This is a genomic window from Enterobacter cloacae subsp. cloacae ATCC 13047 (assembly GCF_000025565.1).
Lineage (GTDB): Bacteria > Pseudomonadota > Gammaproteobacteria > Enterobacterales > Enterobacteriaceae > Enterobacter > Enterobacter cloacae.
Map to the genome: position 1 here is coordinate 2,603,090 of NC_014121.1, position 23,660 is coordinate 2,626,749.

The 23,660-nt window shown below is 55.3% G+C and carries 28 protein-coding genes; 13 read left to right on the forward strand and 15 right to left on the reverse strand.

Going from position 1 to position 23,660, the window contains the following annotated elements; genetic code table 11:
• The first annotated feature begins 54 nt into the window (after positions 1-54).
• Positions 55-1,269 (forward strand): MFS transporter, encoded by a 1,215-nt coding sequence (locus tag ECL_RS12525; RefSeq protein ID WP_013097130.1) that lies wholly within the window; start codon positions 55-57, stop codon positions 1,267-1,269.
• A gap of 76 nt (positions 1,270-1,345) precedes the next feature.
• On the opposite strand, the gene flgL is transcribed toward ECL_RS12525, so the two are convergent.
• The 11 genes from flgL to flgB form a co-directional block, all read right to left on the reverse strand.
• Complete coding sequence (flgL, locus tag ECL_RS12530) at positions 1,346-2,299, reverse strand: flagellar hook-associated protein FlgL (RefSeq protein WP_013097131.1); 954 nt, start codon at positions 2,297-2,299, stop codon at positions 1,346-1,348.
• A gap of 14 nt (positions 2,300-2,313) precedes the next feature.
• Positions 2,314-3,951: a flagellar hook-associated protein FlgK gene (gene flgK, locus ECL_RS12535; protein ID WP_013097132.1), complete on the reverse strand. Its 1,638-nt coding sequence runs from the start codon at positions 3,949-3,951 to the stop codon at positions 2,314-2,316.
• A gap of 75 nt (positions 3,952-4,026) precedes the next feature.
• Positions 4,027-4,980, reverse strand: a complete 954-nt coding sequence (gene flgJ / locus ECL_RS12540; RefSeq protein WP_013097133.1) for a flagellar assembly peptidoglycan hydrolase FlgJ — start codon at positions 4,978-4,980, stop codon at positions 4,027-4,029.
• Positions 4,980-6,077, reverse strand: a complete 1,098-nt coding sequence (locus tag ECL_RS12545) for a flagellar basal body P-ring protein FlgI (RefSeq protein WP_013097134.1) — start codon at positions 6,075-6,077, stop codon at positions 4,980-4,982. Before ECL_RS12545 ends, flgJ begins: the two co-directional genes overlap by 1 nt.
• A 12-nt stretch (positions 6,078-6,089) precedes the next feature.
• Positions 6,090-6,788, reverse strand: a complete 699-nt coding sequence (gene flgH / locus ECL_RS12550; RefSeq protein WP_003857987.1) for a flagellar basal body L-ring protein FlgH — start codon at positions 6,786-6,788, stop codon at positions 6,090-6,092.
• A gap of 57 nt (positions 6,789-6,845) precedes the next feature.
• Positions 6,846-7,628, reverse strand: a complete 783-nt coding sequence (gene flgG, locus ECL_RS12555; protein ID WP_008500810.1) for a flagellar basal-body rod protein FlgG — start codon at positions 7,626-7,628, stop codon at positions 6,846-6,848.
• An 11-nt stretch (positions 7,629-7,639) separates the two neighbouring features.
• Positions 7,640-8,395: a flagellar basal body rod protein FlgF gene (locus ECL_RS12560; RefSeq protein ID WP_013097135.1), complete on the reverse strand. Its 756-nt coding sequence runs from the start codon at positions 8,393-8,395 to the stop codon at positions 7,640-7,642.
• A 20-nt stretch (positions 8,396-8,415) separates the two neighbouring features.
• Entirely contained in the window at positions 8,416-9,624 is a 1,209-nt protein-coding gene (flgE, locus tag ECL_RS12565; RefSeq protein ID WP_013097136.1) for a flagellar hook protein FlgE, read from the reverse strand.
• Between the two features lie 26 nt (positions 9,625-9,650).
• Positions 9,651-10,361: a flagellar hook assembly protein FlgD gene (gene flgD / locus ECL_RS12570; protein WP_013097137.1), complete on the reverse strand. Its 711-nt coding sequence runs from the start codon at positions 10,359-10,361 to the stop codon at positions 9,651-9,653.
• A gap of 11 nt (positions 10,362-10,372) precedes the next feature.
• Entirely contained in the window at positions 10,373-10,777 is a 405-nt protein-coding gene (gene flgC, locus ECL_RS12575) for a flagellar basal body rod protein FlgC (RefSeq protein ID WP_013097138.1), read from the reverse strand.
• Entirely contained in the window at positions 10,778-11,197 is a 420-nt protein-coding gene (gene flgB / locus ECL_RS12580; protein WP_013097139.1) for a flagellar basal body rod protein FlgB, read from the reverse strand.
• Between the two features lie 157 nt (positions 11,198-11,354).
• Here flgB and flgA point away from each other — a divergent pair, with 157 nt between their 5' ends.
• The 3 genes from flgA (at position 11,355) to flgN (ending at position 12,828) form a co-directional block, all read left to right on the forward strand.
• Positions 11,355-12,011, forward strand: a complete 657-nt coding sequence (gene flgA / locus ECL_RS12585; protein ID WP_013097140.1) for a flagellar basal body P-ring formation chaperone FlgA — start codon at positions 11,355-11,357, stop codon at positions 12,009-12,011.
• Between the two features lie 93 nt (positions 12,012-12,104).
• The gene (gene flgM / locus ECL_RS12590; RefSeq protein WP_013097141.1) at positions 12,105-12,398 is read left to right on the forward strand and encodes a flagellar biosynthesis anti-sigma factor FlgM; all 294 of its coding nucleotides are present in this window, start codon (positions 12,105-12,107) and stop codon (positions 12,396-12,398) included.
• A 4-nt stretch (positions 12,399-12,402) separates the two neighbouring features.
• The gene (flgN, locus tag ECL_RS12595) at positions 12,403-12,828 is read left to right on the forward strand and encodes a flagella biosynthesis chaperone FlgN (RefSeq protein WP_028027944.1); all 426 of its coding nucleotides are present in this window, start codon (positions 12,403-12,405) and stop codon (positions 12,826-12,828) included.
• 59 nt (positions 12,829-12,887) lie between these two features.
• On the opposite strand, the gene murJ is transcribed toward flgN, so the two are convergent.
• The 4 genes from murJ to rimJ all read right to left on the reverse strand — a co-directional run bounded on the left by murJ (position 12,888) and on the right by rimJ (position 16,723).
• On the reverse strand, positions 12,888-14,423 hold the full coding sequence (gene murJ, locus ECL_RS12600; RefSeq protein WP_023620179.1) for a murein biosynthesis integral membrane protein MurJ: 1,536 nt from the start codon (positions 14,421-14,423) through the stop codon (positions 12,888-12,890).
• A gap of 129 nt (positions 14,424-14,552) precedes the next feature.
• On the reverse strand, positions 14,553-15,476 hold the full coding sequence (locus ECL_RS12605; RefSeq protein WP_013097144.1) for a Gfo/Idh/MocA family protein: 924 nt from the start codon (positions 15,474-15,476) through the stop codon (positions 14,553-14,555).
• A gap of 2 nt (positions 15,477-15,478) precedes the next feature.
• Positions 15,479-16,129 carry a YceH family protein gene (locus ECL_RS12610; RefSeq protein ID WP_013097145.1) on the reverse strand — a complete coding sequence of 217 codons (651 nt, stop codon included), beginning with the start codon at positions 16,127-16,129 and terminating at the stop codon, positions 15,479-15,481.
• 9 nt (positions 16,130-16,138) lie between these two features.
• Positions 16,139-16,723 carry a ribosomal protein S5-alanine N-acetyltransferase gene (gene rimJ, locus ECL_RS12615; RefSeq protein ID WP_013097146.1) on the reverse strand — a complete coding sequence of 195 codons (585 nt, stop codon included), beginning with the start codon at positions 16,721-16,723 and terminating at the stop codon, positions 16,139-16,141.
• Between the two features lie 236 nt (positions 16,724-16,959).
• On the opposite strand from rimJ, the gene mdtH reads away from it, so the two are divergent.
• The 9 genes from mdtH (at position 16,960) to ECL_RS12660 (ending at position 23,641) form a co-directional block, all read left to right on the forward strand.
• Positions 16,960-18,168 carry a multidrug efflux MFS transporter MdtH gene (mdtH, locus tag ECL_RS12620; RefSeq protein ID WP_013097148.1) on the forward strand — a complete coding sequence of 403 codons (1,209 nt, stop codon included), beginning with the start codon at positions 16,960-16,962 and terminating at the stop codon, positions 18,166-18,168.
• Positions 18,169-18,289: 121 nt separating this feature from the next.
• The gene (locus tag ECL_RS12625; RefSeq protein ID WP_013097149.1) at positions 18,290-18,850 is read left to right on the forward strand and encodes a lipoprotein; all 561 of its coding nucleotides are present in this window, start codon (positions 18,290-18,292) and stop codon (positions 18,848-18,850) included.
• Positions 18,851-18,977: 127 nt separating this feature from the next.
• Entirely contained in the window at positions 18,978-20,024 is a 1,047-nt protein-coding gene (gene pyrC / locus ECL_RS12630; protein ID WP_013097150.1) for a dihydroorotase, read from the forward strand.
• A 74-nt stretch (positions 20,025-20,098) separates the two neighbouring features.
• Positions 20,099-20,344, forward strand: coding sequence for a DNA damage-inducible protein I (gene dinI, locus ECL_RS12635; RefSeq protein WP_013097151.1), 246 nt, complete (start codon positions 20,099-20,101; stop codon positions 20,342-20,344).
• Positions 20,345-20,616: 272 nt separating this feature from the next.
• The gene (gene bssS / locus ECL_RS12640; RefSeq protein WP_008500827.1) at positions 20,617-20,871 is read left to right on the forward strand and encodes a biofilm formation regulator BssS; all 255 of its coding nucleotides are present in this window, start codon (positions 20,617-20,619) and stop codon (positions 20,869-20,871) included.
• Positions 20,872-20,987: 116 nt separating this feature from the next.
• Positions 20,988-22,106: an N-methyl-L-tryptophan oxidase gene (gene solA / locus ECL_RS12645; RefSeq protein ID WP_044158660.1), complete on the forward strand. Its 1,119-nt coding sequence runs from the start codon at positions 20,988-20,990 to the stop codon at positions 22,104-22,106.
• Positions 22,107-22,162: 56 nt separating this feature from the next.
• The gene (locus ECL_RS12650; RefSeq protein ID WP_013097153.1) at positions 22,163-22,276 is read left to right on the forward strand and encodes a YceO family protein; all 114 of its coding nucleotides are present in this window, start codon (positions 22,163-22,165) and stop codon (positions 22,274-22,276) included.
• Between the two features lie 218 nt (positions 22,277-22,494).
• The gene (locus tag ECL_RS12655; protein WP_044158657.1) at positions 22,495-23,061 is read left to right on the forward strand and encodes a cytochrome b; all 567 of its coding nucleotides are present in this window, start codon (positions 22,495-22,497) and stop codon (positions 23,059-23,061) included.
• A gap of 1 nt (position 23,062) precedes the next feature.
• Positions 23,063-23,641 carry a YceI family protein gene (locus ECL_RS12660; protein ID WP_013097156.1) on the forward strand — a complete coding sequence of 193 codons (579 nt, stop codon included), beginning with the start codon at positions 23,063-23,065 and terminating at the stop codon, positions 23,639-23,641.
• The last annotated feature ends 19 nt before the right edge of the window (positions 23,642-23,660 follow it).

The following is a 23,660-nucleotide window of genomic DNA, read 5'->3' on the forward strand; positions in this document are numbered from 1 at the left end:
GCTGCAAGGCATGCTGATAAAAAATAGCCACACACGATGAATGAGGAACATCTTATGAACACAACATCCGCCGCCCATGCCGTAAGCCGCTGGGTCATCTTAATGCTGGCGCTCGGTGCGGGCTTCAGTGTGGCATCCATCTATTATGCTCAGCCTCTGCTGCCGCTGATGGGCGCTGACCTGCATCTGAGTATTGAAGGAATGGGCATGGTCCCGACGCTTACCCAGGCAGGATATGCTCTGGGAATCCTGTTCCTGCTGCCGCTCGGCGACCGCCACGACCGCAGAACACTGATCCTGATAAAAAGTGCAGCCCTGGCGCTATTTCTGCTTGGCTGTAGCCTGACCGGACAGATCCACTCCCTGCTGCTGGCAAGTCTGCTTATTGGCATGGCCGCCACCATGGCGCAGGATATCGTCCCTGCCGCGGCAATCCTTGCACCGGAAGGCAAACAGGGGAAAACCGTCGGTACGGTGATGACCGGCCTGTTGCTGGGTATTCTGCTCTCCCGAACCGTCAGCGGCGTGGTGGGTGAAGCTTTTGGCTGGCGCGTCATGTACCAGCTGGCCGCCGCAAGCATTGCGTTTATCGGCGTTGTGATGTGGGCCGTACTCCCGCGGTTTGCCATCCACTCCACCCTGAGCTATCCGGCGCTGCTGCGTTCTATGGAACACCTGTGGCGTCGTTATCCGGCTCTGCGCCGCGCGGCGCTGGCTCAGGGTTTTCTGTCGATTGCCTTTAGCGCCTTCTGGTCCACGCTGGCAGTGATGCTGCTGGAACGTTATCACTTAGGAAGTGCGGTCGCGGGGGGATTTGGTATTGCGGGTGCTGCAGGTGCGTTAGCCGCCCCTCTGGCGGGAGGTCTGGCCGATAAGCTGGGCGCCGGAAAAGTCACGCAACTCGGTGCGCTTCTCGTGACCGTCTCATTTGCCCTGATGTTCCTGATGCCCGCGCTGGGCCTTCATGGACAGCTCATCCTGATTGCCCTCTCCGCCGTCGGGTTCGATCTGGGTCTGCAGTCAAGCCTGGTGGCGCATCAGAATCTGGTGTATAGCCTTGAGCCGCAGGCCCGTGGACGCCTGAACGCCCTGCTCTTTACGGTAATCTTCATCGGCATGGCACTGGGCTCTGCGCTGGGCAGTAATATCTATACGCTGGCGGGATGGACCGGGGTGGTCGCGCTTGCGACGGTATGCGGCGTCATTGCGCTGGTCATTCGCCTGATTGAGAGCGCTCGCGTCAGCGCCGTGCAGGCAGACATCGCCTAAAAAAAATGCCCAATCCAGACGGATTGGGCAGTCAAAACATGCCCAGTTTCAAGACATGTTCTAAGAGGTAAAGATGTTATTTGTTCAACTGGAACAGCGACATACCCTGCATATCGCTAAACGCTTTATAGGACGCCTGCAAGGCAGCCTGCTGCATAATGTAAGAAGAAATGGCACTGTTCCAGTCAACATCGACCAAATCGCTCATCTGCTGAGTCTGCCCCAGCGCACGGTCATCGCCCAGGTTATCGAGTTTTTCCAGTTCGTTCATCTTGGTACCCACATCCGCCACGACGGTAAGGACATTGTTCTGGGTATTGGTGATGCCGATCTGTGCATCAGAAATCGCTTTGTTCTGCACTTCCGCCGCCGCAGAGTCGTTATCAACAGGAACCTTGAGCGCGGAAATCGCCGAGTCGAGGATCTTGAACATATTCGTCTCGCCATAACCGCCGCCAGGCAGTTCTTTGGCGTTACTGGTAATACTTTCGAAGATCTGCTGACCAGTGTGGCTAATCACCATATTACGGGCGGTATCAACCTGCTGAGAGATGGCCTGAGTTCCCCCGTTGTAATCACCGGTAACGGAATCAAACGGTGGCGCTTCGGTCTTATAGCCAGCAAAAATATACCGACCATTACCATCCGCTGAGTTTGCCAGGTTCATCAGCTGATCGCGGATACCCTGCAAGTCACTCGCCAGTGACAGACGATCGTCATCACTTAACGTGCCATTTCCTGCGTTAACGAGTTTCTCTTTCGCACTGGTAATTGCCGCGTTAACCTGGCTCAGCACGTTATCTTCCAGAGAGACTTTTTGCGTGGCGAATGTTCTCGCCAGGGCAAACTGGCTATTCTGGGATTGAGATTGTGACAACACAACCGCCTGCGACGCCGCAATAGGATCGTCCGACGGACGGTTAACACGCTTACCGGTGGACATTTGTTCACCGTAGCTCAGCCACTTACTCTGGGAATCGGTGATTCCCCGCATGTTCTGGTCGTACATCATCTGGGTGCTAATACGCATTTTTCACCTCAGCCTTAGCGAATATTGATAATTGCATCAAAAAGCGTGCTGGCAGTTTGTAAAACCTGCGCATTGGCAAGGTAATACTGCTGATAGCGCTGCAGGTTGCCATACTCTTCGTCGAGGTTTACCCCAGAGATGGACTGCTGCTGCTTAGTCAGTTGCGTCGCCACATTCGCTTTCGTTTCGCTGCTGGTTTTCAGCGCGGCGGTTGAGCTGCCGACCGTACTGACAAGGGAAGCATAGGCATCGTTGAAAGTCTTATTGCCGCCAACAACCTTACTGTTTTGCAGATCGAGCAGTTTTTGGCCATTGCGGTTGTCGCTCTCGCCGCCGTTGCTTGCGGATGCCATAGCCAGTTTGGACTCATCTTTGAACTTGAGCTCCATATTGACGATGACATCAGAAACAGGCTTGACGATGAAACTGTCTTTGGCGTTCGCGCTACCGGTCACGTTGACGCTCAGGCCATCAAAGGAGAGATTGCCACTTGCGTCCGGGGCCATGGTGAAGCTGGTTTTATCCGAACGGGTGATAGTCCAGTCGGTGCCGTTAAACTGCAGCTTATAATCGGTGGCCTGCACTTTGGTGCTGTCTGCCACAGTGGCCGTCATTGCGGCCGTACCGGTATTGCGACTGTTGGTTACCACGGCTGGCGAACCAAAGTCGAACAGCTTGCCACCGGCATCGCCATTGGCATCAAACCCGGCTTCATGCTGCTTATTCATCGCGTCCGCAAAGGCCAGTGCCAGCTGGTTGAGGTTGTTACGCGCTTTATCCAGATCTTCTGAGCGGAACGTAAACAAGCCCCCCAGCGAACCGGTGGTGACCATTTTCTCGGGAATTTCGACGTTGCCGGACACCTCATCGCTGTAGGCGATAGTCGTCCGGGTCGGATCGGCGCTGGATTTCACCGCAGCTAACTGGTTTGCTTTGCTCCCCTGCACCAGGCTGTAACCGTTTCCAAAGGAGACGTTATAGGTGCCACCGTCCTGAACAGCCACTTCAACACCCACAATTTGGTTCAGCTCACTCACCAGCTGATCGCGCTGATCCAGCAGGTCATTTGGCGATGAACCGGCCCCTACGCCGGTAAGACGGGAAATCTGATCGTTCAGATTCGCAATCTGTTTTGCGTAGTTGTTGATCTGCTCAACGCTTGAAGCGATGGCGGTATTAACCTGAGAATCCTGATCGCGAAGATACTGGTCGTTCGTTTTAAACTGATTGACCAGACCATCCGCTTTTCCCAGCACCGTCTGTCTTGCGGCCGGGTCTTCCGCGTTGCTCACCAGCGTTTGCAGGCTTTTAAAGAAATCCTGAAGCGTCGTCGAAAGTGAGTTGGTGGAATCAGAGAGCACATCGTCAATTTTTGACATCTGCTGATAGCGCGTCGTCAGACCGCTACTCTGCGTTTGCGCGGCGCGCAGTTGGTTGGTGATGAAAGCATCATATTCACGCTGCACACCAGACACATACACCCCGTTGCCCACCCAGCCACCGCCGGTCAGCGTGCTGTTAGACGCACCCAGCACGGTCGTCTGGCGGGTGTAACCTGCCACGTTATAGCTTGAAATGTTATTACTGACGGTATTGAGTGCCGCCTGAGCAGCACTGAGGCCACTCATGGCGCTGTTAATCAAACTGGACATGGAGGTTCCTTTTATTCGTTCAGACACGAGTCCTGATGAAAGTTATCGGCAGCCTCCACCGGGACTTGAGAAGTTTCAGAACAGATTTTCGATATCTGTGCTATAGGCTTTGCTGACTTTCTCGCCCATCGATTTAAGCTGCTGAATCATGCTGGTGAGCTTACGCGCATAGTTCGGGTCGGTGGCATAGCCCGCATTTTGCAGGGCCTGCGCACCCTGCTCAGGCGTAGCCGCCTGCGTAACGGCGGCATAACGCGGGTTGCGGCTCAACAGGCCTACATAATCGGACAACGCTTCCAGATAAGAGCTGTAAACGCGGAATTTTGCTTTGATCTTCACCGCCGCTCCGTTTTCATATTCGGTGGTGGTGATCTCCGTTGTCGGCCCCTTCCAGCTGGCATTCGCCTTCACGCCAAAGATGTTGAAGCTCGGCTCGCCGTTTTCTTTACGGATCTGGCGCTGACCCCAGCCCGATTCCAGCGCGGCCTGGGCCAGAATCAGGTGATGTGGTACCCCACTCTGTTCACTGGCAAGACGGGCCGGCAGCGAAAGCTGTGCCAGGAAGTCTTTGCTGTCGCCGGAGAGCGGCTCATCGCTGCTCACCGTCGCCTTCGGTATCGCTTTACGCACCATTTGCTTCAGCGCCTGGTTCTGATAGCTGGTCACCGTTTGCAGGTCGAACTTCATCGGCACCTGCTGCGGCTCATCCTTCGGCTGGATCCCCTGCGCGGCTTCGGTCTGTTTGACTATCATGTCAGCCAGACCGAGCCCTTTACCGGCGGTCATCTGCTGAGCAATCTGTTGGTCATACATGCTGGTATACAGGCGCGTTGAATCACTGCTGAACATGCCGTCTTTAGGCAGGGTTTCACGCATGCTCTTCAGCATCATCTGTACAAACATCCCCTCCACCTGGCGGGCGACCGGGCGGATATTCGCCGCCGGGTCTTTGCCTGCCTGGGTTTTCAGTTCGTTAAGCGACTGGGCATCCCAGGCCGCGCTGGTCAACAGTTTGCTATCGGTCAGCATCAGATGATTTCCAGTTTGGCGCGCAGACAGCCCGCACTTTGCATGGATTGCAGAATAGACATCAGATCCATCGGCGTTGCCCCCAGGGCATTCAGGGCACGCACCACGCTGTTGAGGTTGGCACTGGAGCGTACGCTCTGCAGCGAGCCCCCGCTCTGACGCAAATCGATCTGGGTTTGCGGCGTTACCACCGTCTGCCCACCACCAAACGGGGTATCCGGCTGGCTGACGTTGGCGGAGCGGTTGACCGTTACCGAGAGGTTACCCTGCGCCACGGCGCAACTGTCCAGCGACACTTCACGGTTCATCACCACCGAACCGGTACGGGAGTTGATGATCACTTTGGCATCCTGAACAGGGACATTCACTTCCATGTTCTGGATATCGGCCAGCATGCGCACCTGGTTGCTGCCGCCCGTTGAGGTGCGGATCTGCACGGTACGGGCGTCCAGCGCCGTCGCACTGCCATAGCCGCGGCTGCGGTTGATGGTGTCGGCGATCTGCTGCGCCATGGTGAAATCTTCGTTGTTCAGCTGCAGGTTGATGGTATTCCCCGCGCCGAACTGGGTCGGCAGTTCACGCTCAATGATTGCACCGTTAGTGATACGCCCGCCGTTCAGCTGGTTGACCTGCACGCTGCTGCCGCCTGCAGAGGCCCCCGCGCCGCCCACCAGAATGTTACCCTGCGCCAGGGCATAAACCTGGCTATCCACCCCTTTCAGCGGAGTCATCAGCAGCGTACCGCCGCGCAGGCTTTTGGCGTTACCCATGGAGGAAACCACCACATCGATGGTCTGCCCCTGACGCGCAAACGCCGGGTAGGAAGCGGTTACCATTACCGCCGCCACGTTTTTCAACTGCATGTTGGTGCCCGCCGGTACGGTGATACCGAGCTGGGACAGCATGTTGTTCAAGCTCTGGGTGGTGAATGGCGTCTGGGTGGTCTGGTCACCCGTGCCATCCAGGCCAACCACCAGACCATAGCCAATGAGGGAGTTTTCACGCACGCCCTGAACGCTGGTGAGATCGCGAATGCGGTCAGCCTGGGCAAATGTTGCCACCAGCATCAGCGCCACGGCGAAGATCGATTTAAACATGGGTCACCTCGCTTACATCGGCGATAAATTAAGGAAGAAGCGCTGCAGCCAGCCCATATTTTGCGCTTCGTTGATATAGCCGTTACCGACGTACTCAATGCGCGCATCCGCCACCTGGGTGGACGGAACGGTGTTGGTGCCGCTGATGGTGCGAGGGTTAACCACACCGGAGAAGCGAATGAATTCAGTGCCCTGGTTAATGGCGATCTGTTTTTCACCCACCACATGTAAATTGCCGTTAACCAGCACCTGGTCAACCGTTACCGTCAGCGTGCCGCTGAAGGTATTGCTGGCGTTCGCGCCACCTTTACCGTTAAAGGTATTGCCGCCAGACGCCTCAACATCCGCACGTGCATTACCGAAGAGTCCCTGCAGATAGCGCGGTACGGTATCGAAGCCAAAATTGGTTTTGCCATCGCGGCTGGCATTCGCCGACGAGCTCTTGCTCGCGCTGACGTTCTCCTGCAGCACAATGGTCAGGGTATCGCCGACGTTACGCGGGCGACGGTCTTCAAACAGCGGCTGATAACCATAGTTGATCGGCTGCGCGGTCTGGAAAATGGAGCCGTTCACCACTGGCGCAGGGCCAGGAACGGGTTGGGCGGTCGTCGCACCCTGGACCAATGGTTTAGACGGGATCCAGGCACATCCGCTAAGGGTGACGGCCAGAACAGTCAGAATCGGATAACGAAACGCCGCGTTTTTTTGCATTGCCTTCATCTTCGAAAACAGGGAGCCGGTGCGGCGTTCACCGCACCGGGCTGCACCTTAGAGTTGCGTCAGTTTCTGCAGCATCTGGTCGGTCGTCGACACTGCTTTACTGTTAATTTCATACGCGCGCTGGACCTGGATCATATTCACCAGCTCTTCCGCCACGTTCACGTTCGAGGTTTCCACATAACCCTGATACAGCAGCCCTGCCCCGTTCAGCCCCGGGGTGCTCTCATTCGGCGTACCGGAGGATTGCGTTTCGGTGTAGAGGTTCTCGCCAATGCTTTCCAGACCGGTATCGTTCATGAAGGTGGTCAGGTTGAGCTGCCCCACCTGAACAGGCGCGGCCTGTCCCTGCTGGGTGACGCTCACCACGCCGTCACGCCCGATGGTGATGCTCAGGGCATTCGCCGGGATCGTGATAGCAGGCTGAACCTGGAAACCACCGGCCGTGACCAGCTGGCCGTTCTGATCGACCTGGAACGAGCCGTCACGGGTATAGGCAGAGGTCCCGTCAGGCAACTGCACCTGGAAGAAACCCTGGCCTTTAATGGCGACGTCTTTGCTGTTGTTGGTCTGAGACAGGTTGCCCTGGCTGTGCAGACGCTCGGTGGCGACCGGACGAACACCGGTACCGATCTGCAAACCTGACGGCAGCGTGGTTTGCTCAGAGGACTGTGCACCCGGCTGACGAATGGTTTGGTAAAGCAAATCTTCGAAAACGGCACGCTGACGCTTGAAACCATTGGTGCTGACGTTTGCCAGGTTGTTGGCAATCACATCCATATTGGTTTGCTGCGCGTCCAGGCCAGTTTTCGCGATCCATAAAGAACTGATCATAGGGAGTCCTGTTAACTCATAGCCAGAAGTTGGTTAGCTTTGCCCGCGTTTTCATCAACGCTGCTGATAATCTTCATCTGCATTTCAAAACGACGGGCGCTGGCGATCATGTCGGTCATGGCTTCGACCGGCTTGACGTTGCTGCCTTCCAGAACACCGGACATCACGCGAATGGTCGGGTCGGCCTGAAGCGTGGCGCCACGGGTGGCCTGAGCCGCCTGGGTCAGACGGAACATACCGTCATCACCACGCTGCACCTCTTTGCCATCCGCTTTGACCAGCTTCAGACGCCCGACGGGCGCAACGGTATTGGCCGGGTCGCCCGGGTTCAAGGCGGAGATGGTACCGTCTGCGGCGATGGTCAGCTCTGAGCCTTCCGGCACCGTCAACGGACCCGCTTCACCCATTACCGGGTGCCCCTGAATCGTCAACTGGCCTGTGGCACTGACCTGGATATTACCGTTGCGGGTATAGCCTTCGCCGCCGTCTGCCGTTTGCACGGCCAGCCAGCCGTCCTGCTGCAGAGCAACGTCCAGCGGGCGGGCGGTGTAATCCATCTGCCCTGGCGTCATGTCTGCACCCGGCGTGGAGGCGGTCACCAGCGTACGCGTCGGCAGGGACAACCCTTCTACCGGCACCGCACGCAGCGCATTGAGCTGTGCGCGGAACCCCGGCGTAGAGGCGTTCGCCAGGTTGCTGGCGGTAACGGCCTGCTGATTGAGCGTCTGACTTGCCGCGCCCATCGCGGTATATATTGCGTGATCCATTGCGCTTTCCTGTTAGCCGCTTAACGCAGGTTAACCAGCGTGTTGAGGATCTGATCCTGGGTCTTGATGGTCTGCGCGTTCGACTGATAGTTACGTTGCGCGACAATCATGTTCACCAGCTCTTTACTCAGGTCAACGTTAGACGCTTCCAGCGCACCGTTGGTCAGCGTACCGAAGTTACCGGAACCCGCGGTACCCAGCAGCGCGACGCCGGAGGACTGCGTGGCAGACCAGACGTTGTCACCTTCAGACTTCAGACCTTCGTTGTTGGCGAAGTTTGCCAGCACGATCTGGCCCAGAACCTGGGTCTGTTCGTTGGAGTAGTTACCGACCACGGTGCCGTCGTCGTTGATCTGGTAGCTCACCAGGTCGCCCGGTTTAAAACCATTCTGGCTGGTTCCGACGATATTGTTCGCACCGGTGTTCTGCTGCATGGAGTTCGCAAAACTCATGGCGAAGGTCGCAGGTGTGGCACCAGGAATGGTCGCGGTAGTCAGGTTGATGTTGCCACCGCCGATCAGCGTACCGTTGTTGTTGAAGGTCAGCGTCGTGGCGAGAGAGGCCGTGCTGCCTGCCACGCTACCGTCCTGGGCATACACTTTCCAGGAGTTAGCCGGGGTCGCATCTTTAACGTAAAACAGGTTCATGTTGTGCGCATTACCCTGGCTGTCAAAGACGGTTACCGTACCTTTTTTGTTGTAAGTATCCGGGTTGGCCGGATCAAAGGCGGTGGTCGGTGCGGTATCGGTGGAGTTGAGGTTAATCTGCTGGGAAGCCGTGGTGGTGGCCTTCGCGGCCATCAGCGTGGTCGGGATATTAATAGGCTGTGGGTTCGCACCGGTCTGAACCGTTGATGGCGTCCCGGCAACCGGATAACCGGTTAATTGCATCCCCTGCATGTTCACCAGGTTACGGTTTTCGTCCAGCTTGAACTGGCCGTTCCGGCTGTAGAACACCGAGCCGTTAGCATCGACCATACGGAAGAAACCGTTCTGGCTGATGGCAACGTCCAGGCCACGACCGGTATTGGTGGTGGTGCCGTCGGTAAAGTCCTGGGTAATGCCTGCAACTTTTACGCCCAGACCCACTTTGGAACCGGCAAACATATCTGCAAATGAAGCAGAACCGGATTTAAAACCATAGGTCGCGGAGTTGGCGATGTTGTTGCCAATGACGTCCAGGTTGGTGGCCGCAGCATTCAGGCCGCTGACCGCTTGAGAAAAGGCCATGACTTACTCCTGATAAGTGTTAAGGCTTAGATAATCTGCCGAACTTCGTCGAGTGTGGTGGTACCAGAAGTACCCAAATCCAGTTTGTTGCCATCGCTACCTTTAATGACGCCCTGGACCAGCGCAAACTGCAGCGGCTGAGCCACCAGCTGGGTAGAGCCATTGCTGGCACTGATTGCCACTTTGTAAGAACCGTTTGGCGCTTTGGTGCCGTCGGCCAGGCTGCCATCCCAGGTAAAGGTATGAACGCCCGCCTTCAGTTCGCCGATATCAATCGTGCGAACCACGGCGCCGGTAGCGTCGGTGATCGTCGCGGTGACTTTGTCGGCCGCCTGCTGCAGCTCAACGCCAAACGGCGTGGTGGTGGTGGTCGTATTGCCTTCGGTGGTGCTGGTGCCCGCCAGGATCGTGGTGCCCGGGATCATCACCCCGTGACCAATCAGGCTCGCAGCCTGCAGGGACTGGCTGTTATCAATTTGCCCGGAAACAGAGCCGAGGGTGGTATTGAGTTTCTCAATGCCGCTGACGGTACTGATTTGCGCAAGCTGCGTGGTCAGTTCGTTGTTCTGCATGGGGTTGGTGGGATCCTGGTTCTTCAGCTGTGCCACCAGCAGCGTCAGAAAGCTGCTTTGCAGATCGGAGGCGTTACTTCCCGTCAGGGAGCTGGAACCCGTCGAACTTTTGGCGCCACTGACGCCCGAGTTCGTTGGATCATTCACATTAACGGCGATGGACATGCATGTCTCCTTTACTGGCCGAGAGTGAGGGTTTTGAGCATCATGCTCTTCACGGTATTAAGCACTTCGACGTTTGCCTGGTAGCTACGTGAGGCGGACATGGAGTTCACCATCTCCCCCACCACATCCACGTTTGGCATTTTCACGTAGCCGTTCGCATCCGCCAGCGGGTTGCCGGGCTCATACACCAGCTTGTCCGGTGCCTGGCTTTCCACCACGTCAGAGACTTTCACCCCGCCCGTCGCCGCGCCTGGTGCAGCATCCACCTGGAACACTACCTGCTTTGCACGATAAGGCTGTCCGTCAGGTCCGGTCACGCTGTCGGCGTTCGCCAGGTTACTGGCAGCCACGTTCAGGCGCTTGGACTGCGCGGTTAACGCCGAGCCGGCGATATCGAAAATATTCAGCAAGGCCATTTATCCGTTGCCCCCCTGCAGGACGTTCATCATGCCTTTGATCTGTCCGCCGAGTACGGTCAGGCCCATCTGGTATTTCAGGCTGTTATCGGCAAACTGCGTACGCTCCCGGTCCATATCCACGGTGTTACCGTCGAGTGAAGGCTGGTCGGGAATGCGATAAAGTAAATCGGTCGTGGGCGCCGTCATCGCCTGAGCAGGAATATGGCGTGAGGAGGTCAGAGCGAGCGCGACACCGCTCCCTTCTGCACGTCCACGCTCCATCACTTTTTTAAGCTCACTGGAAAAATCAATATCGCGCGCCTGATACCCTGGCGTATCGGCGTTGGCAATATTAGCGGCTAAAATCTCCTGCCGCTGGGCGCGTAAATTGAGCGCTTCCTGCTGAAAACGTAACGCGGCGTCGAGTTTATCGAGCATGTCTCCTCCGCTGATGGCAAAATTTCAGTTCACAGCTTAAATCTCACCCCGTCCCCCCTATCGACGGAATAAGCGCAAAATGCGTCGCTATTTATTCCGTTGATGCAAAACCACTGCAGGTAGAATCCTCTCAATTCGGGTAACGGTGGAATGTGCGATGCAAACGTTAAAACGCGGCCTGGTGGCTACGGCCCTGCTTTTCAGCCCCCTGGTACAGGCTGAAGTACAGGATCAACTGACGGCTTTCTTTGCTCAGCAACTGGCGGGCTTTAGCGATGAAGTCAACGTCACCGTGCGCACGCCACCTAATCTCTATCCCTCCTGTGAGCAGCCGTCGTTCAGCGTAACGGGCACCACAAAACTGTGGGGGAACGTGAACGTGCTGGCGCGCTGTCCGGGTGAAAAACGCTATTTACAGGTTGCGGTACAGGCGACGGGCAATTATGTTGTGGCCGCCGTTCCCATTGCTCGCGGCAGCATGTTGCACGCCAGCAGCGTGACTCTGAAACGCGGTCGTCTGGATCAGCTTCCGCCGCGCACCATGCTTGACATTAACCAGGCACAGGATGCCGTCAGCCTGCGTGATGTCGCGCCAGGCCAGCCGATACAGCTCTCCATGCTGCGTCAGGCATGGCGGGTTAAAGCGGGTCAGCAGGTGATGGTGGTGGCCAACGGCGATGGTTTTCAGATAAACAGTGAAGGGAAGGCATTAAACAATGCCGCGGTGGCGCAAAATGCCCGCGTCAGGATGTCCTCAGGCCAGGTGGTTAGCGGAACCGTCGATTCTGATGGGAATATTCTGATTAACCTATAATCTTTTTAAAGAAATCGCTGCGACTGCCGATAAATAATCAACTAATGATGATGTCAGGCGCCAACGCCGCGAACCCTCGATGAGGACAACACTATGAGCATTGATCGTACATCAGCCCTGAAGCCGGTAAGCGCTGTACAGCCTCGCGAAACGAATGACGCCACGCCGCAGAAAACGCGTGTGGAAAAACCGTCAACGTCCAACAGCACCAGCGTCACCCTGAGCGATGCTCAGGCAAAACTGATGCAGCCAGGCAGCAGCGATATCAATATGGAACGCGTGGAAGCGCTGAAAACGGCTATTCGTAATGGTGAGCTGAAGATGGATACCAGCAAAATTGCTGACGCCCTGATTCAGGAAGCACAGAGTTTCTTACAGAGTAACTAACCGTATGAGTCGACTGTCAGAAATACTGGATCAAATGACGGTTGTCCTGAACGACCTGAAAACGGTCATGGACGCGGAGCAACAGCACCTCTCTTCCGGTCAGATCAACGGCAGCGCGTTGCAGCGTATTACGGAAGATAAAAGTTCGCTTCTGGCGACGCTGGATTATCTGGAACAACAGCGTCGCGCTGAGCAAGATCCTAAGCGCAGTGCGAATGACGATATTGTAGAACGCTGGCAGACCATTACAGAAAAAACCCAGCATCTGCGCCATCTCAATCAGCACAACGGCTGGCTGCTGGAAGGCCAGATTGAGCGTAATCAGCAAGCGCTTGAGGTGTTAAAGCCGCATAAAGAGCCCGGGCTGTACGGTGCGGATGGTCAAACATCAACGGCACGTGTCACGGGCGGGAAAAAGATTTCGATTTGAAGCCCAGGCGACAAATCAGGCAGCGGGGAGCACCCTAAGGTGAACTCCCCTTTTGGCGTTTATGCTGTACGGCGGGCAAACTCTTTCACTTTGAAGCCCAGCACCGCGAGCGTCGCAAAGTAGGCCACAACCCCAACACCCACAACGGCCATCAGCCGCATCAGACGGTAAAGCATGGTGCCCTGCGACCATTCCGGCATGACATGCAGCATGCCAAGCAACGCCGCAGCCATAACCAGCACCGCAACGATCAGACGCACAAAGAAGCTTTTCCAGCCCGGTTGCGGCGTGAAGATATCCTGCTTACGCAACTGCCAGTACAACAGCCCGGCGTTGAGACAGGCCGCAAGACCAATAGACAAGGCCAGACCGGCGTGCTTCAGCGGGCCAATAAAGGCCAGGTTCATCAGCTGAGTCATAATCAGCGTCACAATGGCAATTTTCACCGGCGTTTTGATGTCCTGGCGCGAGTAGAACCCTGGTGCCAGCACTTTAACGACGATCAGCCCCATCAGCCCCACCGAATAGGCAATCAGCGCCTGCTGCGTCATTGACGCGTCAAAAGCGGTGAATTTGCCGTACTGGAACAGGGAAACGGTCAGCGGCTGCGCGAGGATCCCCAGCGCTACCGCACTCGGCAGCGCCAGCAGGAAGCAGAGACGCAGCCCCCAGTCCATCAGACGGCAATATTCGTCATGGTTTCCGCTGGCAAAACTTTTCGACAGCGACGGCAGGAGAATGGTCCCCAGCGCCACCCCCAACACCCCGGAGGGAAACTCCATCAAACGGTCCGCGTAGTACATCCACGAAACGGAACCGGATTTGAGGAAAGAGGCGAAGATAGTGTTGATGATAAGCGAGATCTGGCTAACCGAAACCCCGAGAATGGCAGGCCCCATCTGCTTAATCACGCGCATCGCACCGGCGTCACGGAAATTAATTCGCGGCAGAACCAGCATGCCGATTTTCTTCAGATGCGGCAGCTGATACGCCAGTTGCAGCACGCCACCTGCCGTCACCGCCCAGGCCAGCGCCAGCACCGGCGGGTTGAAATGGGGCGCGGCGAATAGCGCAAAGCCAATCATGCTGATGTTAAGGAAAGTTGGCGCAAAGGCCGGAACGGAAAAACGGTTCCAGGTATTGAGGATTGCCCCCACCAGCGAGGCCAGGGAGATCAGCAGGATATAAGGAAAGGTAATACGCAGCAGTTGAGTGGTCAGGGCAAATTTATCTGCCGAGTCCGCAAAGCCGGGTGCCGTCACCATAATCACCCAGGGCGCAGCCAGCATCCCGAGTACCGTTACGATCGCCAGGGCCAGCGTCAGGAGGCCTGAAACGTAAGCGACAAACACGCGCGTGGCGTCTTCACCCTGCTTGCTTTTATATTCCGCCAGGATAGGAACGAATGCCTGGGAAAATGCCCCCTCGGCAAAAATGCGACGCAATAAATTCGGCAATTTGAACGCGACGAAAAAGGCGTCCGTTGCCATCCCTGCACCAAATACTCTTGCCACAATCGCATCGCGCGCAAAACCCAGCACGCGGGAAAACATGGTCATCGAGCTGACTGCCGCCAGCGATTTTAATAAGTTCATTAATGAGAATTCCCACAACCCTACGGATTTCCAGGACGGGTAAGCGAAAGCGCCACCCATTGAAACCAACAAACGGCGCTTAGTCTACCCGGATTTAAGGGAATTACTATCGGCAGATGTTACAGAGAATTATTCGCTCATGGCCTCTCGCCAGAGCCGCTCAACAATGCGTTGTGCCATGATGGCCTGCTCACCGGATGTTTCCGGAACCGTCTGATTTTGCACACAGGTGATAAAGTGGCGGGCGCATCCGTCAAAGCCGCGCTGCTCGAGGGTGCTTTGCCAGCCAGGCGCCGGTAGCGTGACCACGCCGCTGCCTTTCTCTTCGCGCCATTCGCGCATGTCGGTAATGTCATACAGGGCACCATCCGTGACCGCCTGCACAGACTCCCGCTGACTGCCGGCCCGGCGATGCATGCTGGTGGTGACCTGCAGATGCTCAAGAGCAAAATGGTGCTCAGCGTAAACCATCTGGCCCTGATCGTTGGTCAACAGGGTGCCGCTTTTAAGCTGGGCTTGCCCGTTGGTTAGCCAGAGCGCCGTATCTACCACGTGCAGGTAATCATCCAGAAGGGTAAAGCGCAGATCGTTCGGTCCGACGCTGTCGGTACGATGCTTGTCCATTCTCAGGGACGCGAGCCCACCAGACCGGGCCTTCAACTGCTGGTAAAGCGGCGCAAAACGGCGATTGAAGCCCACCATCAGCGTCAATTTTTTGCGTGCAGCGAGTTCAATCAGCCGTTCGGCATCCTGAATGTTTTCCGCCAGGGGTTTATCCACACAAACGTGGACCCCGGCATTCAGTAATTCGCTGACTACCTGATAATGGGTGGCGGTAGAGGTGTGCACAAAGACCGCATCGCAGTCGCGCGCCAGATCCTGAAGCGATGCCGCATACGGCATGCGCCAGGTTTCGCAGATCCGCTCGGCCTTCTCGCGGGTAGGTGACCACGCCCCTTGCAGCGTCCAGTCCGTCGCGGCCCCCAGAACAGGCAGCCAGGCCTTTTGCGCAATACCGCCCAGCCCTACCACGCCAACGCGTAATTTTTTCACCGTCAGTCTCCTAAATGTGCCAGCAATGCATCCAGGCGTTGTTTCAGCCCGGCCACCTCTTCCTCCAGCGCCTCTACGCGTGCTGCGAGGCTGTCATGCGCGGCGGGGGCAGCCGAATCTGCTAACACCGTTGACGTATCAACCTCACCGCTAAACAGGTGCATATAGCGGCTTTCACGTTTCCCCGGCTCACGCGCCAGACGTACCACGTAAGGGCCATCCTCGCGGGTGGCAAGCCCATCCAGGGTCTGCTCAACCTCCTGCATATCGGCGAACTCATGCATGCGGGAGGCCCGGGTGCGCAGTTCACCGGGTGTTTGCGCGCCGCGCAGTAACAGCGTGGTGATCACCGCCACCTCGGCGGCACTCAGCTTCAGATCGCCGAACTCAGAATTGCAAAACCGCTGCTCGTACTTGGTCACGCGGTTACCGAAACCGCTGACCGTGCGCAGGTAATGGCGTTTAACCAGTTCATCGAGAATATCCTGCACCTCATGTTCGCCGAGATTCATCACCGGCTCACGGTTGGTTTTCTGGTTACACGCCATCGTCACGGCATTGACGGAGAGCGGATACTGTTCCGGCGTGGTGACCTGTTTTTCCAGCAGGCAGCCAATCACACGCGCTTCTGTTGCGCTTAACTGATATTTCATCTCTTCTCCTTAGCGGCCTGCCGTCCAGTCCCGGGTGGTTAATGCTGTCAGTACGTGGTCGCGCCACTCTCCGTCTATCAGCAGATAATCTTTAGCATACCCCTCTTTCTCAAACCCCAACCGCGCGAGCAAATTACCGCTGCGCTGATTGTGTGGCATGTAGTTCGCCATAATGCGATGGATATGTTGCGTGCGCTGCATATAACGGATCGCCACCGTTAGCGCTTCATACATCAGCCCCTGCCCTTGCCATTTCTGGCCGATGGAGTAGCCGAGGTAGCAGGCGTGAAACGATCCGCGCACCACGTTGGAAAAGTTGGCAATGCCGATGATCTCTTTTTCCTCCGGATCCAGCAGCGCGAAATAGAACGCGCTTCCCTGCTTGTGGAATTCTGCAATCATGCTGAGGCGCGCCTGCCAGCCGGAAGGGTAGCAATGGCTCTCATCCCGAACGGGTTCCCAGGGTTTTAAAAACTGGCGATTCTCGGCGTAATAATCCGCCAGACGCCAGGCATCACGCTCGTGCACCAGACGAACAACCAGCCTGTCCGTTGTCAGACGCACTTTTGGCACATTACTGCGATAGCCAAACATCGATACCACTCCTTCCCGTCACTTCTGCTTACCCATTAGCTTTACTATACCTGCGCCTGTGCCGTCTGTGAAAACAGTGACATACCATTTTGACCTCTTTTCACATTTTTCGATGAGAACTCTCTATCAAAGCGCTCTTTTGATAAAAAAATATTGTCACGCGCGGGGGTGGGAAAAAACGTGGCGACACCGCAGAATGTTAGCGTGCTCACCATCCTGTTTTCCCTGGAGGGAAAATGTCCCGCGTATCACAGGCCAGGAGCCTGGGTAAATATTTCCTGCTAGTCGATAACATGCTGGTCGTGCTCGGCTTTTTTGTTGTGTTTCCCCTCATCTCGATCCGCTTTGTCGATCAAATGGGCTGGGCGGCACTGATGGTCGGTATCGCGCTCGGGTTACGCCAGTTTGTCCAGCAGGGTCTGGGCGTGTTTGGTGGCGCCATCGCTGACCGCTTTGGTGCCAAACCGATGATCGTGACGGGCATGCTGCTACGCGCGGCAGGCTTCGCCACCATGGCAATTGCCCAGGAGCCGTGGCTGCTGTGGTTTTCCTGCTTCCTCTCCGGTATCGGCGGCACCCTGTTTGACCCGCCGCGCACCACGCTGGTGGTTAAACTCATTCGTCCGCAGTACCGGGGACGCTTCTTCTCAATTTTGATGATGCAGGACAGCGCCGGGGCGGTGATTGGCGCCCTGCTGGGAAGCTGGCTGTTGCAGTACGACTTTCGTCTGGTCTGCGCGGCGGGTGCGCTGCTCTTTATTCTGTGTGCGCTCTTTAATGCCCTGTTTCTGCCGGCATGGAAACTGTCAACGGTCAAAGCCCCGGTACGCGAAGGTCTTGGCCGCGTGCTGCGAGACAAACGCTTTGTTACGTACGTGCTGACCCTGACGGGGTATTACATGCTGGCCGTTCAGGTCATGCTGATGCTGCCGATCATGGTAAACGACATTGCGGGCACCCCGGCCGCCGTAAAATGGATGTACGCCATAGAAGCCTGCCTCTCTCTGACCCTGCTCTACCCGATCGCCCGCTGGAGCGAACGGCGTTTTCGCCTGGAGCATCGCCTGATGGCCGGGCTGTTATTGATGACGCTCAGCATGATGCCCATCGGGCTGGTGAACTCGCTCCAGCAACTGTTTACGCTGATTTGCACCTTCTATATCGGCTCCATTATTGCCGAACCGGCTCGTGAAACGCTGAGCGCCTCGCTTGCCGACGCGCGCGCTCGCGGCAGCTATATGGGGTTCAGCCGCCTGGGGCTGGCCTTTGGCGGTGCATTGGGTTACGCCGGCGGCGGCTGGCTGTTCGATGCCGGAAAAGCCCTAAGCCAGCCGGAACTGCCCTGGGTCATGCTCGGCGTGGTCGGCTTTATGACGCTCCTTGCGCTGTGGTGGCAATTCAGCCAGAAGCGCAGCGCGAGCGGCATGCTCGAACCTGGGGCATAATATTCCCTGCGGCGGGGCCTCCCCCGCCGCCATTATCAGTTTTTTCTGCTGGTTTCCGCTATTTCACCCTGACATACTGGCGTAACAGGACAGTAGCGCCGATTTTTCGTTGAGGAACACTATGAAAAAAATTGTCATTGCCGCCGCATTCATTGTCAGCGGCCTGCTGGTAGGTTGTAACCAGCTTACGCAATACACCGTCAGTGAGCAGGAAATTAATCAGGCGCTGGAAAAACATAATAACTTTTCAAAAGACATTGGTGTGCCGGGGCTTGCCGATGCGCATATCGTCCTCAGCAATCTCACCAGCCAGATTGGGCGCGAAGAGCCGAATAAAGTCACTCTCGCCGGGGATGCCAATCTCGATATGACCTCTCTCTTCGGTAACCAGAAAGCCAACATTAAGCTGAAGCTCAAAGCGCTGCCGGTCTTTAACAAAGAGAAAGGGGCCATCTTCCTACAGGAGATGGAAGTGGTAGACGCGGACGTCACGCCGGACAAGATGAAACCGGTGATGCAGACCCTGATGCCTTACCTGAACCAGTCCCTGCGCAACTACTTTAACCAGCAGCCGGCCTATGTCTTAAGTGAAGACAAGAGCAAGGGTGAGGCACTGGCGAAAAAATATGCCAAAGGCATCGAGGTGAAACCGGGAGAGATCGTTATTCCATTCACCGATTAACCTGAAGGGGCGCAAAAGCGCCCTTTTTTTTACGGAAAAGTGTGCAAACGAAAACGTTTCCGCTTATGATTTGTGTCCGGCAAAAACAGCCATCCTAATGACTGATTCCTGACAAGCCGGAGCTTCCATGACTGCACAACCCCAGGTTCTTAAAATCCGCCGCCCTGACGACTGGCATATCCATCTGCGTGATGGCGATATGTTGAAAACGGTCGTGCCGTATACCAGCGAAATTTATGGCCGCGCGATTGTCATGCCTAACCTGGTTCCACCAGTCACCACCGTTGATGCCGCTATGGCTTATCGCCAGCGAATTCTTGATGCCGTGCCGGCAGGACATGATTTCTCTCCGCTGATGACCTGCTATCTGACCGACACCCTCGATCCGAATGAAGTGGAACGCGGCTTTAACGAAGGCGTGTTCACCGCGGCGAAACTCTACCCGGCTAACGCTACCACCAACTCCAGCCACGGTGTCACCAGTATTGACGCCATCATGCCGGTTCTGGAGCGCATGCAAAAACTGGGCATGCCGCTGCTGGTACACGGTGAAGTGACCCACGCCGACATTGATATCTTCGACCGTGAAGCCCGCTTTATCGAAACCGTAATGGAGCCGCTACGCCAGCGTCTTCCTGCGCTTAAAGTGGTGTTTGAACACATCACCACCAAAGATGCCGCAGAGTATGTCCGCGATGGCAATGAACTGATTGCCGCCACCATCACGCCGCAGCATCTGATGTTTAACCGCAACCACATGCTGGTTGGCGGCGTTCGTCCGCATCTCTATTGCCTGCCCATTCTGAAGCGTAACGTTCATCAGCAGGCGCTGCGTGAACTCGTTGCCAGCGGTTTCTCCCGCGCCTTCCTCGGCACGGACTCCGCGCCTCATGCACGCCACCGCAAAGAGGCCAGCTGCGGTTGCGCAGGCTGCTTTAATGCCCCTACCGCACTCGCCAGCTACGCCACCGTGTTTGAAGAGATGAATGCCCTGCAACATTTCGAAGCGTTCTGCTCGCTCAATGGACCACGCTTCTACGGGCTGCCGGTCAACGAAACGTTCATTGAACTGGAGCGTAAAGAGAGCCGCGTGGACGAGGCCATTCCGCTGACGGATGACACGCTCATCCCATTCCTTGCCGGTGAAACCGTCAACTGGACGGTAAAACGCTAAAAAAACAGTGCCCCTTGTTGTCAAACCCATAATATACCTGTATAAATAAACAGTATATTACACAGGGGGCATTTATGCGTATTGAAGTCACCATAGCCAAAACAACCGTTCTGCCTGCTGGCGCGCTTGATGCGCTGGCCGGTGAATTATCCCGCCGTATTAACAGTACTTTCCCTGACAACGCTGGTGCCGTAACGGTTCGTTATGCGGCGGCAAACAACCTCTCCGTCATTGGCGGCGCGAAAGAAGATAAAGACCGTATCAGCGAAATCCTGCAGGAAACCTGGGAAAGCGCCGACGACTGGTTCATCACAGATTAATCTTGCTCCCTCATTGTTCTTTTTTGCCGGGTCGCCCCGGCTTTTTTTCGTCTGAAATCCGGTTCGTTCAAATTAATTCGGCAACAAATTTAAAAATCGTGAACAAGGTGGTGTTTTATTGTTCGAACAATCCTAAAAAGCTGAAAAATGTGTTGCCAACTGTTTATTTTTCCCTTGCGAACCCTTATTACTTGTATACTGAAGATGCTTTCAGAAAAACATGCATTGAACCTCGGAGCCGTTGTCTTCTAACACGCATTAAGGGGGTTATAATGGAAAAGAATAGCGAAGTCATCCAGACCCATCCGCTTGTTGGCTGGGATATCAGTACCGTAGATAGCTACGATGCGCTGATGCTGCGTTTGCACTACCAGACCCCGAATCAACTCAACCGTGAAGAAGCGGAAGTTGGACAGACGCTGTGGCTTACAACAGACGTCGCCCGTCAGTTTATTTCTATTTTAGAGGCAGGTATTGCCAAAATAGAATCTGGCGACTATCAGGAAAATGAGTATAAACGGCACTAGGTTTATACCTATTCTTCGCTCAACAGGCACCCTCCGGGTGCCTTATTTATTTCTCCCTTGTGTCAGCCCGCATAGTTAATTACTCTGCTAACAAAGCGTAAGTTCGAGAGATGGATATGAGATACGACTTAATCATTATTGGTAGCGGATCCGTGGGGTCTGCCGCCGGTTATTACGCAACGCAAGCGGGTCTGAAGGTCCTGATGATCGATGCCCATCGTCCTCCCCATGCAGAGGGCAGCCATCATGGCGACACCCGGCTTATTCGCCACGCCTATGGTGAAGGCGAGCGCTATGTTCCGCTGGTGCTCCGCGCCCAGACGCTATGGGATGAACTGGCGAAGCTGACGGAAGAACGCATTTTCGAACGCACGGGCATCATCAACCTGGGCCCTGCCCGCTCTGATTTTCTGGCCAACGTTGAACAGAGTGCGAAAGCGTTTAATCTTGATGTGGAGAAGCTGGACGCGGCAGGCATCATGGCCCGTTGGCCAGAGATTGCCGTCCCGGACGATTATATCGGCCTGTTTGAAGCCAACTCCGGGGTCTTACACAGTGAAACGGCCATCAAAACCTGGATCGATCTTGCGGAAAAAGCGGGCTGCGCTCAGCTCTTCAACTGCCCGGTGGAATCCCTCACTCATCACGCTGACGGCGTTACGGTCACCACTGCGGACGGAGAATATTCAGCGTCCCGTCTGCTGATTAGCGCAGGCACCTGGGTCACCCGTCTGCTGCCCGATCTGCCTGTTCAGCCGGTGCGCAAGGTCTTCTCCTGGTTCCAGTCGGATGGCCGTTACAGCGCACAGAATAAATTCCCGGCATTTACCGGGGAGTTACCGAACGGCGATCAGTTTTACGGCTTCCCGTCTGAGAAAGACGCACTCAAAATCGGAAAACACAATGGCGGGCAGGCGATCTCCTCCCCAGAAGAGCGTAAACCGTTCGGTGCATACCCACAGGATGGCTCCGAAGCGTTTACCTTCCTGCGCAATATCCTGCCGGGCGTAGGCGGCTTACTGTATGGTGCTGCCTGCACCTACGACAACACGCCGGACGAAGACTTCATCATTGACACCCTGCCGGGGCATGACAACACGCTACTCATCACCGGCCTCAGCGGTCATGGCTTTAAGTTCGCCTCCGTGCTGGGCGAGATTGCTGCGCAGTTTGCCCAGGGGATCGCACCGCAGTTTGATCTCACCCCCTTCTCACTTTCGCGTTTTAGCAGATAATCCGCCGCGGGTTTCGGACGTCCGGAACCCGTTTTCCAGACAGAAAACGGGACATTATGCGCAGGATCGTTGGCTTTCTTATCAATAACATTCGTGAGCATTTTATGCTCTATATTTTATTATGGGGGCTGCTGGCACTCATCGATATTATTTACATTGTATTTTACTGAAAAGTGAAGCTGACAATTACTGACATTACTTTAGGTTAGCTTAATCTTTTGCTTGCTGCTTATTCCGCCTTGGACGAAGCGATTGAATTACATTTGCGGATCATTTTCAAAACTGCTGAAATAAATAAAATAAAAATCTATATTCAATTATTTCAGTTGCAATATCATTTATTCCCGTTCATTTTTACTATTCTGTTTTTCTTCGAATGGTCATTCTGATGCAATTGCGTAACTCCTCTCAGCGCTACGGAATAATATCCATGTGTTTACACTGGATAGTTGCTCTTACCGTTTATGCAATGTTCGGACTGGGTCTGTGGATGGTGACGCTCAGTTATTACGACGGCTGGTATCACCAGGCACCAGAACTGCATAAAAGCATCGGCATCCTGCTGATGATGACGTTGTTTATTCGCGTGATCTGGCGTCACATTTCCCCGCCGCCCGCCGCGCCCAAAACCCACAGTAAATTAACGCGTGTCAGCGCGGTTGCCGCGCACGTTACGCTCTATATCCTGCTGTTCGCCATTCTGATTAGCGGGTATCTCATTTCCACTGCAGACGGCAAGCCGATTAACGTCTTTGGCCTGTTTGAGGTTCCGGCCACGCTCTCTGACGCAGGGGTTCAGGCCGACACCGCAGGCGTGGTGCATCTCTGGCTCGCGTGGAGCGTGGTGATCCTGTCTGTCCTGCACGGGCTTGCCGCCCTTAAACACCATTTCATCGATAAAGACGATACGTTAAAGCGCATGCTTGGCCGTTCGTCAGTTGACTCTGGAGCATAAAATGAAAAAACACCTGCTGGGTATCGCATTAGGTTCTCTGCTATTCACCACCGGTTCTGCCGTGGCGGCTGATTATAAAATTGATAAAGAAGGCCAGCATGCTTTCGTCAATTTCCGTATTCAGCACCTCGGTTATAGCTGGCTCTACGGTACCTTTAAAGATTTTGACGGCACATTCACCTTTGACGATAAAAATCCTGCCGCCGATAAGGTCAATGTGACCATTAATACGAATAGCGTCGACACCAACCATGCAGAGCGCGATAAACATTTGCGTAGTGCGGAATTCCTGAATGTATCAAAATTCCCACAGGCGACCTTTACGTCGACCGAGGTGAAGAAAGAAGGTGAGAAGCTGAATATTACCGGTAATCTGACGCTCAATGGCGTCACGAAACCGGTGACCCTGGAAGCCAAATTACTCGGCCAGGGTGACGATCCGTGGGGTGGCAAACGTGCAGGTTTTGAAGCCGCAGGAAAAATTCATCTGAAAGATTTTAATATCACCACGGATTTGGGTCCGGCGTCTCAGGACGTAGAGCTGATAATTTCCGTTGAAGGTGTTCAGCAGAAGGCATAATAAACACGCCCGGCAGGGT

Excerpts from the sequence above, each read along its gene's own strand:
- ECL_RS12525 (WP_013097130.1), top strand. The coding sequence starts at position 55 with ATGAACACAACATCCGCCGCCCATGCCGTAAGCCGCTGGGTCATCTTA.
- flgL (WP_013097131.1), bottom strand. The coding sequence starts at position 2,299 with ATGCGTATTAGCACCCAGATGATGTACGACCAGAACATGCGGGGAATC.
- flgK (WP_013097132.1), bottom strand. The coding sequence starts at position 3,951 with ATGTCCAGTTTGATTAACAGCGCCATGAGTGGCCTCAGTGCTGCTCAG.
- flgJ (WP_013097133.1), bottom strand. The coding sequence starts at position 4,980 with ATGCTGACCGATAGCAAACTGTTGACCAGCGCGGCCTGGGATGCCCAG.
- ECL_RS12545 (WP_013097134.1), bottom strand. The coding sequence starts at position 6,077 with ATGTTTAAATCGATCTTCGCCGTGGCGCTGATGCTGGTGGCAACATTT.
- flgH (WP_003857987.1), bottom strand. The coding sequence starts at position 6,788 with ATGCAAAAAAACGCGGCGTTTCGTTATCCGATTCTGACTGTTCTGGCC.
- flgG (WP_008500810.1), bottom strand. The coding sequence starts at position 7,628 with ATGATCAGTTCTTTATGGATCGCGAAAACTGGCCTGGACGCGCAGCAA.
- ECL_RS12560 (WP_013097135.1), bottom strand. The coding sequence starts at position 8,395 with ATGGATCACGCAATATATACCGCGATGGGCGCGGCAAGTCAGACGCTC.
- flgE (WP_013097136.1), bottom strand. The coding sequence starts at position 9,624 with ATGGCCTTTTCTCAAGCGGTCAGCGGCCTGAATGCTGCGGCCACCAAC.
- flgD (WP_013097137.1), bottom strand. The coding sequence starts at position 10,361 with ATGTCCATCGCCGTTAATGTGAATGATCCAACGAACTCGGGCGTCAGT.
- flgC (WP_013097138.1), bottom strand. The coding sequence starts at position 10,777 with ATGGCCTTGCTGAATATTTTCGATATCGCCGGCTCGGCGTTAACCGCG.
- flgB (WP_013097139.1), bottom strand. The coding sequence starts at position 11,197 with ATGCTCGATAAACTCGACGCCGCGTTACGTTTTCAGCAGGAAGCGCTC.
- flgA (WP_013097140.1), top strand. The coding sequence starts at position 11,355 with ATGCAAACGTTAAAACGCGGCCTGGTGGCTACGGCCCTGCTTTTCAGC.
- flgM (WP_013097141.1), top strand. The coding sequence starts at position 12,105 with ATGAGCATTGATCGTACATCAGCCCTGAAGCCGGTAAGCGCTGTACAG.
- flgN (WP_028027944.1), top strand. The coding sequence starts at position 12,403 with ATGAGTCGACTGTCAGAAATACTGGATCAAATGACGGTTGTCCTGAAC.
- murJ (WP_023620179.1), bottom strand. The coding sequence starts at position 14,423 with ATGAACTTATTAAAATCGCTGGCGGCAGTCAGCTCGATGACCATGTTT.
- ECL_RS12610 (WP_013097145.1), bottom strand. The coding sequence starts at position 16,129 with ATGAAATATCAGTTAAGCGCAACAGAAGCGCGTGTGATTGGCTGCCTG.
- rimJ (WP_013097146.1), bottom strand. The coding sequence starts at position 16,723 with ATGTTTGGCTATCGCAGTAATGTGCCAAAAGTGCGTCTGACAACGGAC.
- mdtH (WP_013097148.1), top strand. The coding sequence starts at position 16,960 with ATGTCCCGCGTATCACAGGCCAGGAGCCTGGGTAAATATTTCCTGCTA.
- ECL_RS12625 (WP_013097149.1), top strand. The coding sequence starts at position 18,290 with ATGAAAAAAATTGTCATTGCCGCCGCATTCATTGTCAGCGGCCTGCTG.
- pyrC (WP_013097150.1), top strand. The coding sequence starts at position 18,978 with ATGACTGCACAACCCCAGGTTCTTAAAATCCGCCGCCCTGACGACTGG.
- dinI (WP_013097151.1), top strand. The coding sequence starts at position 20,099 with ATGCGTATTGAAGTCACCATAGCCAAAACAACCGTTCTGCCTGCTGGC.
- bssS (WP_008500827.1), top strand. The coding sequence starts at position 20,617 with ATGGAAAAGAATAGCGAAGTCATCCAGACCCATCCGCTTGTTGGCTGG.
- solA (WP_044158660.1), top strand. The coding sequence starts at position 20,988 with ATGAGATACGACTTAATCATTATTGGTAGCGGATCCGTGGGGTCTGCC.
- ECL_RS12650 (WP_013097153.1), top strand. The coding sequence starts at position 22,163 with ATGCGCAGGATCGTTGGCTTTCTTATCAATAACATTCGTGAGCATTTT.
- ECL_RS12655 (WP_044158657.1), top strand. The coding sequence starts at position 22,495 with ATGCAATTGCGTAACTCCTCTCAGCGCTACGGAATAATATCCATGTGT.
- ECL_RS12660 (WP_013097156.1), top strand. The coding sequence starts at position 23,063 with ATGAAAAAACACCTGCTGGGTATCGCATTAGGTTCTCTGCTATTCACC.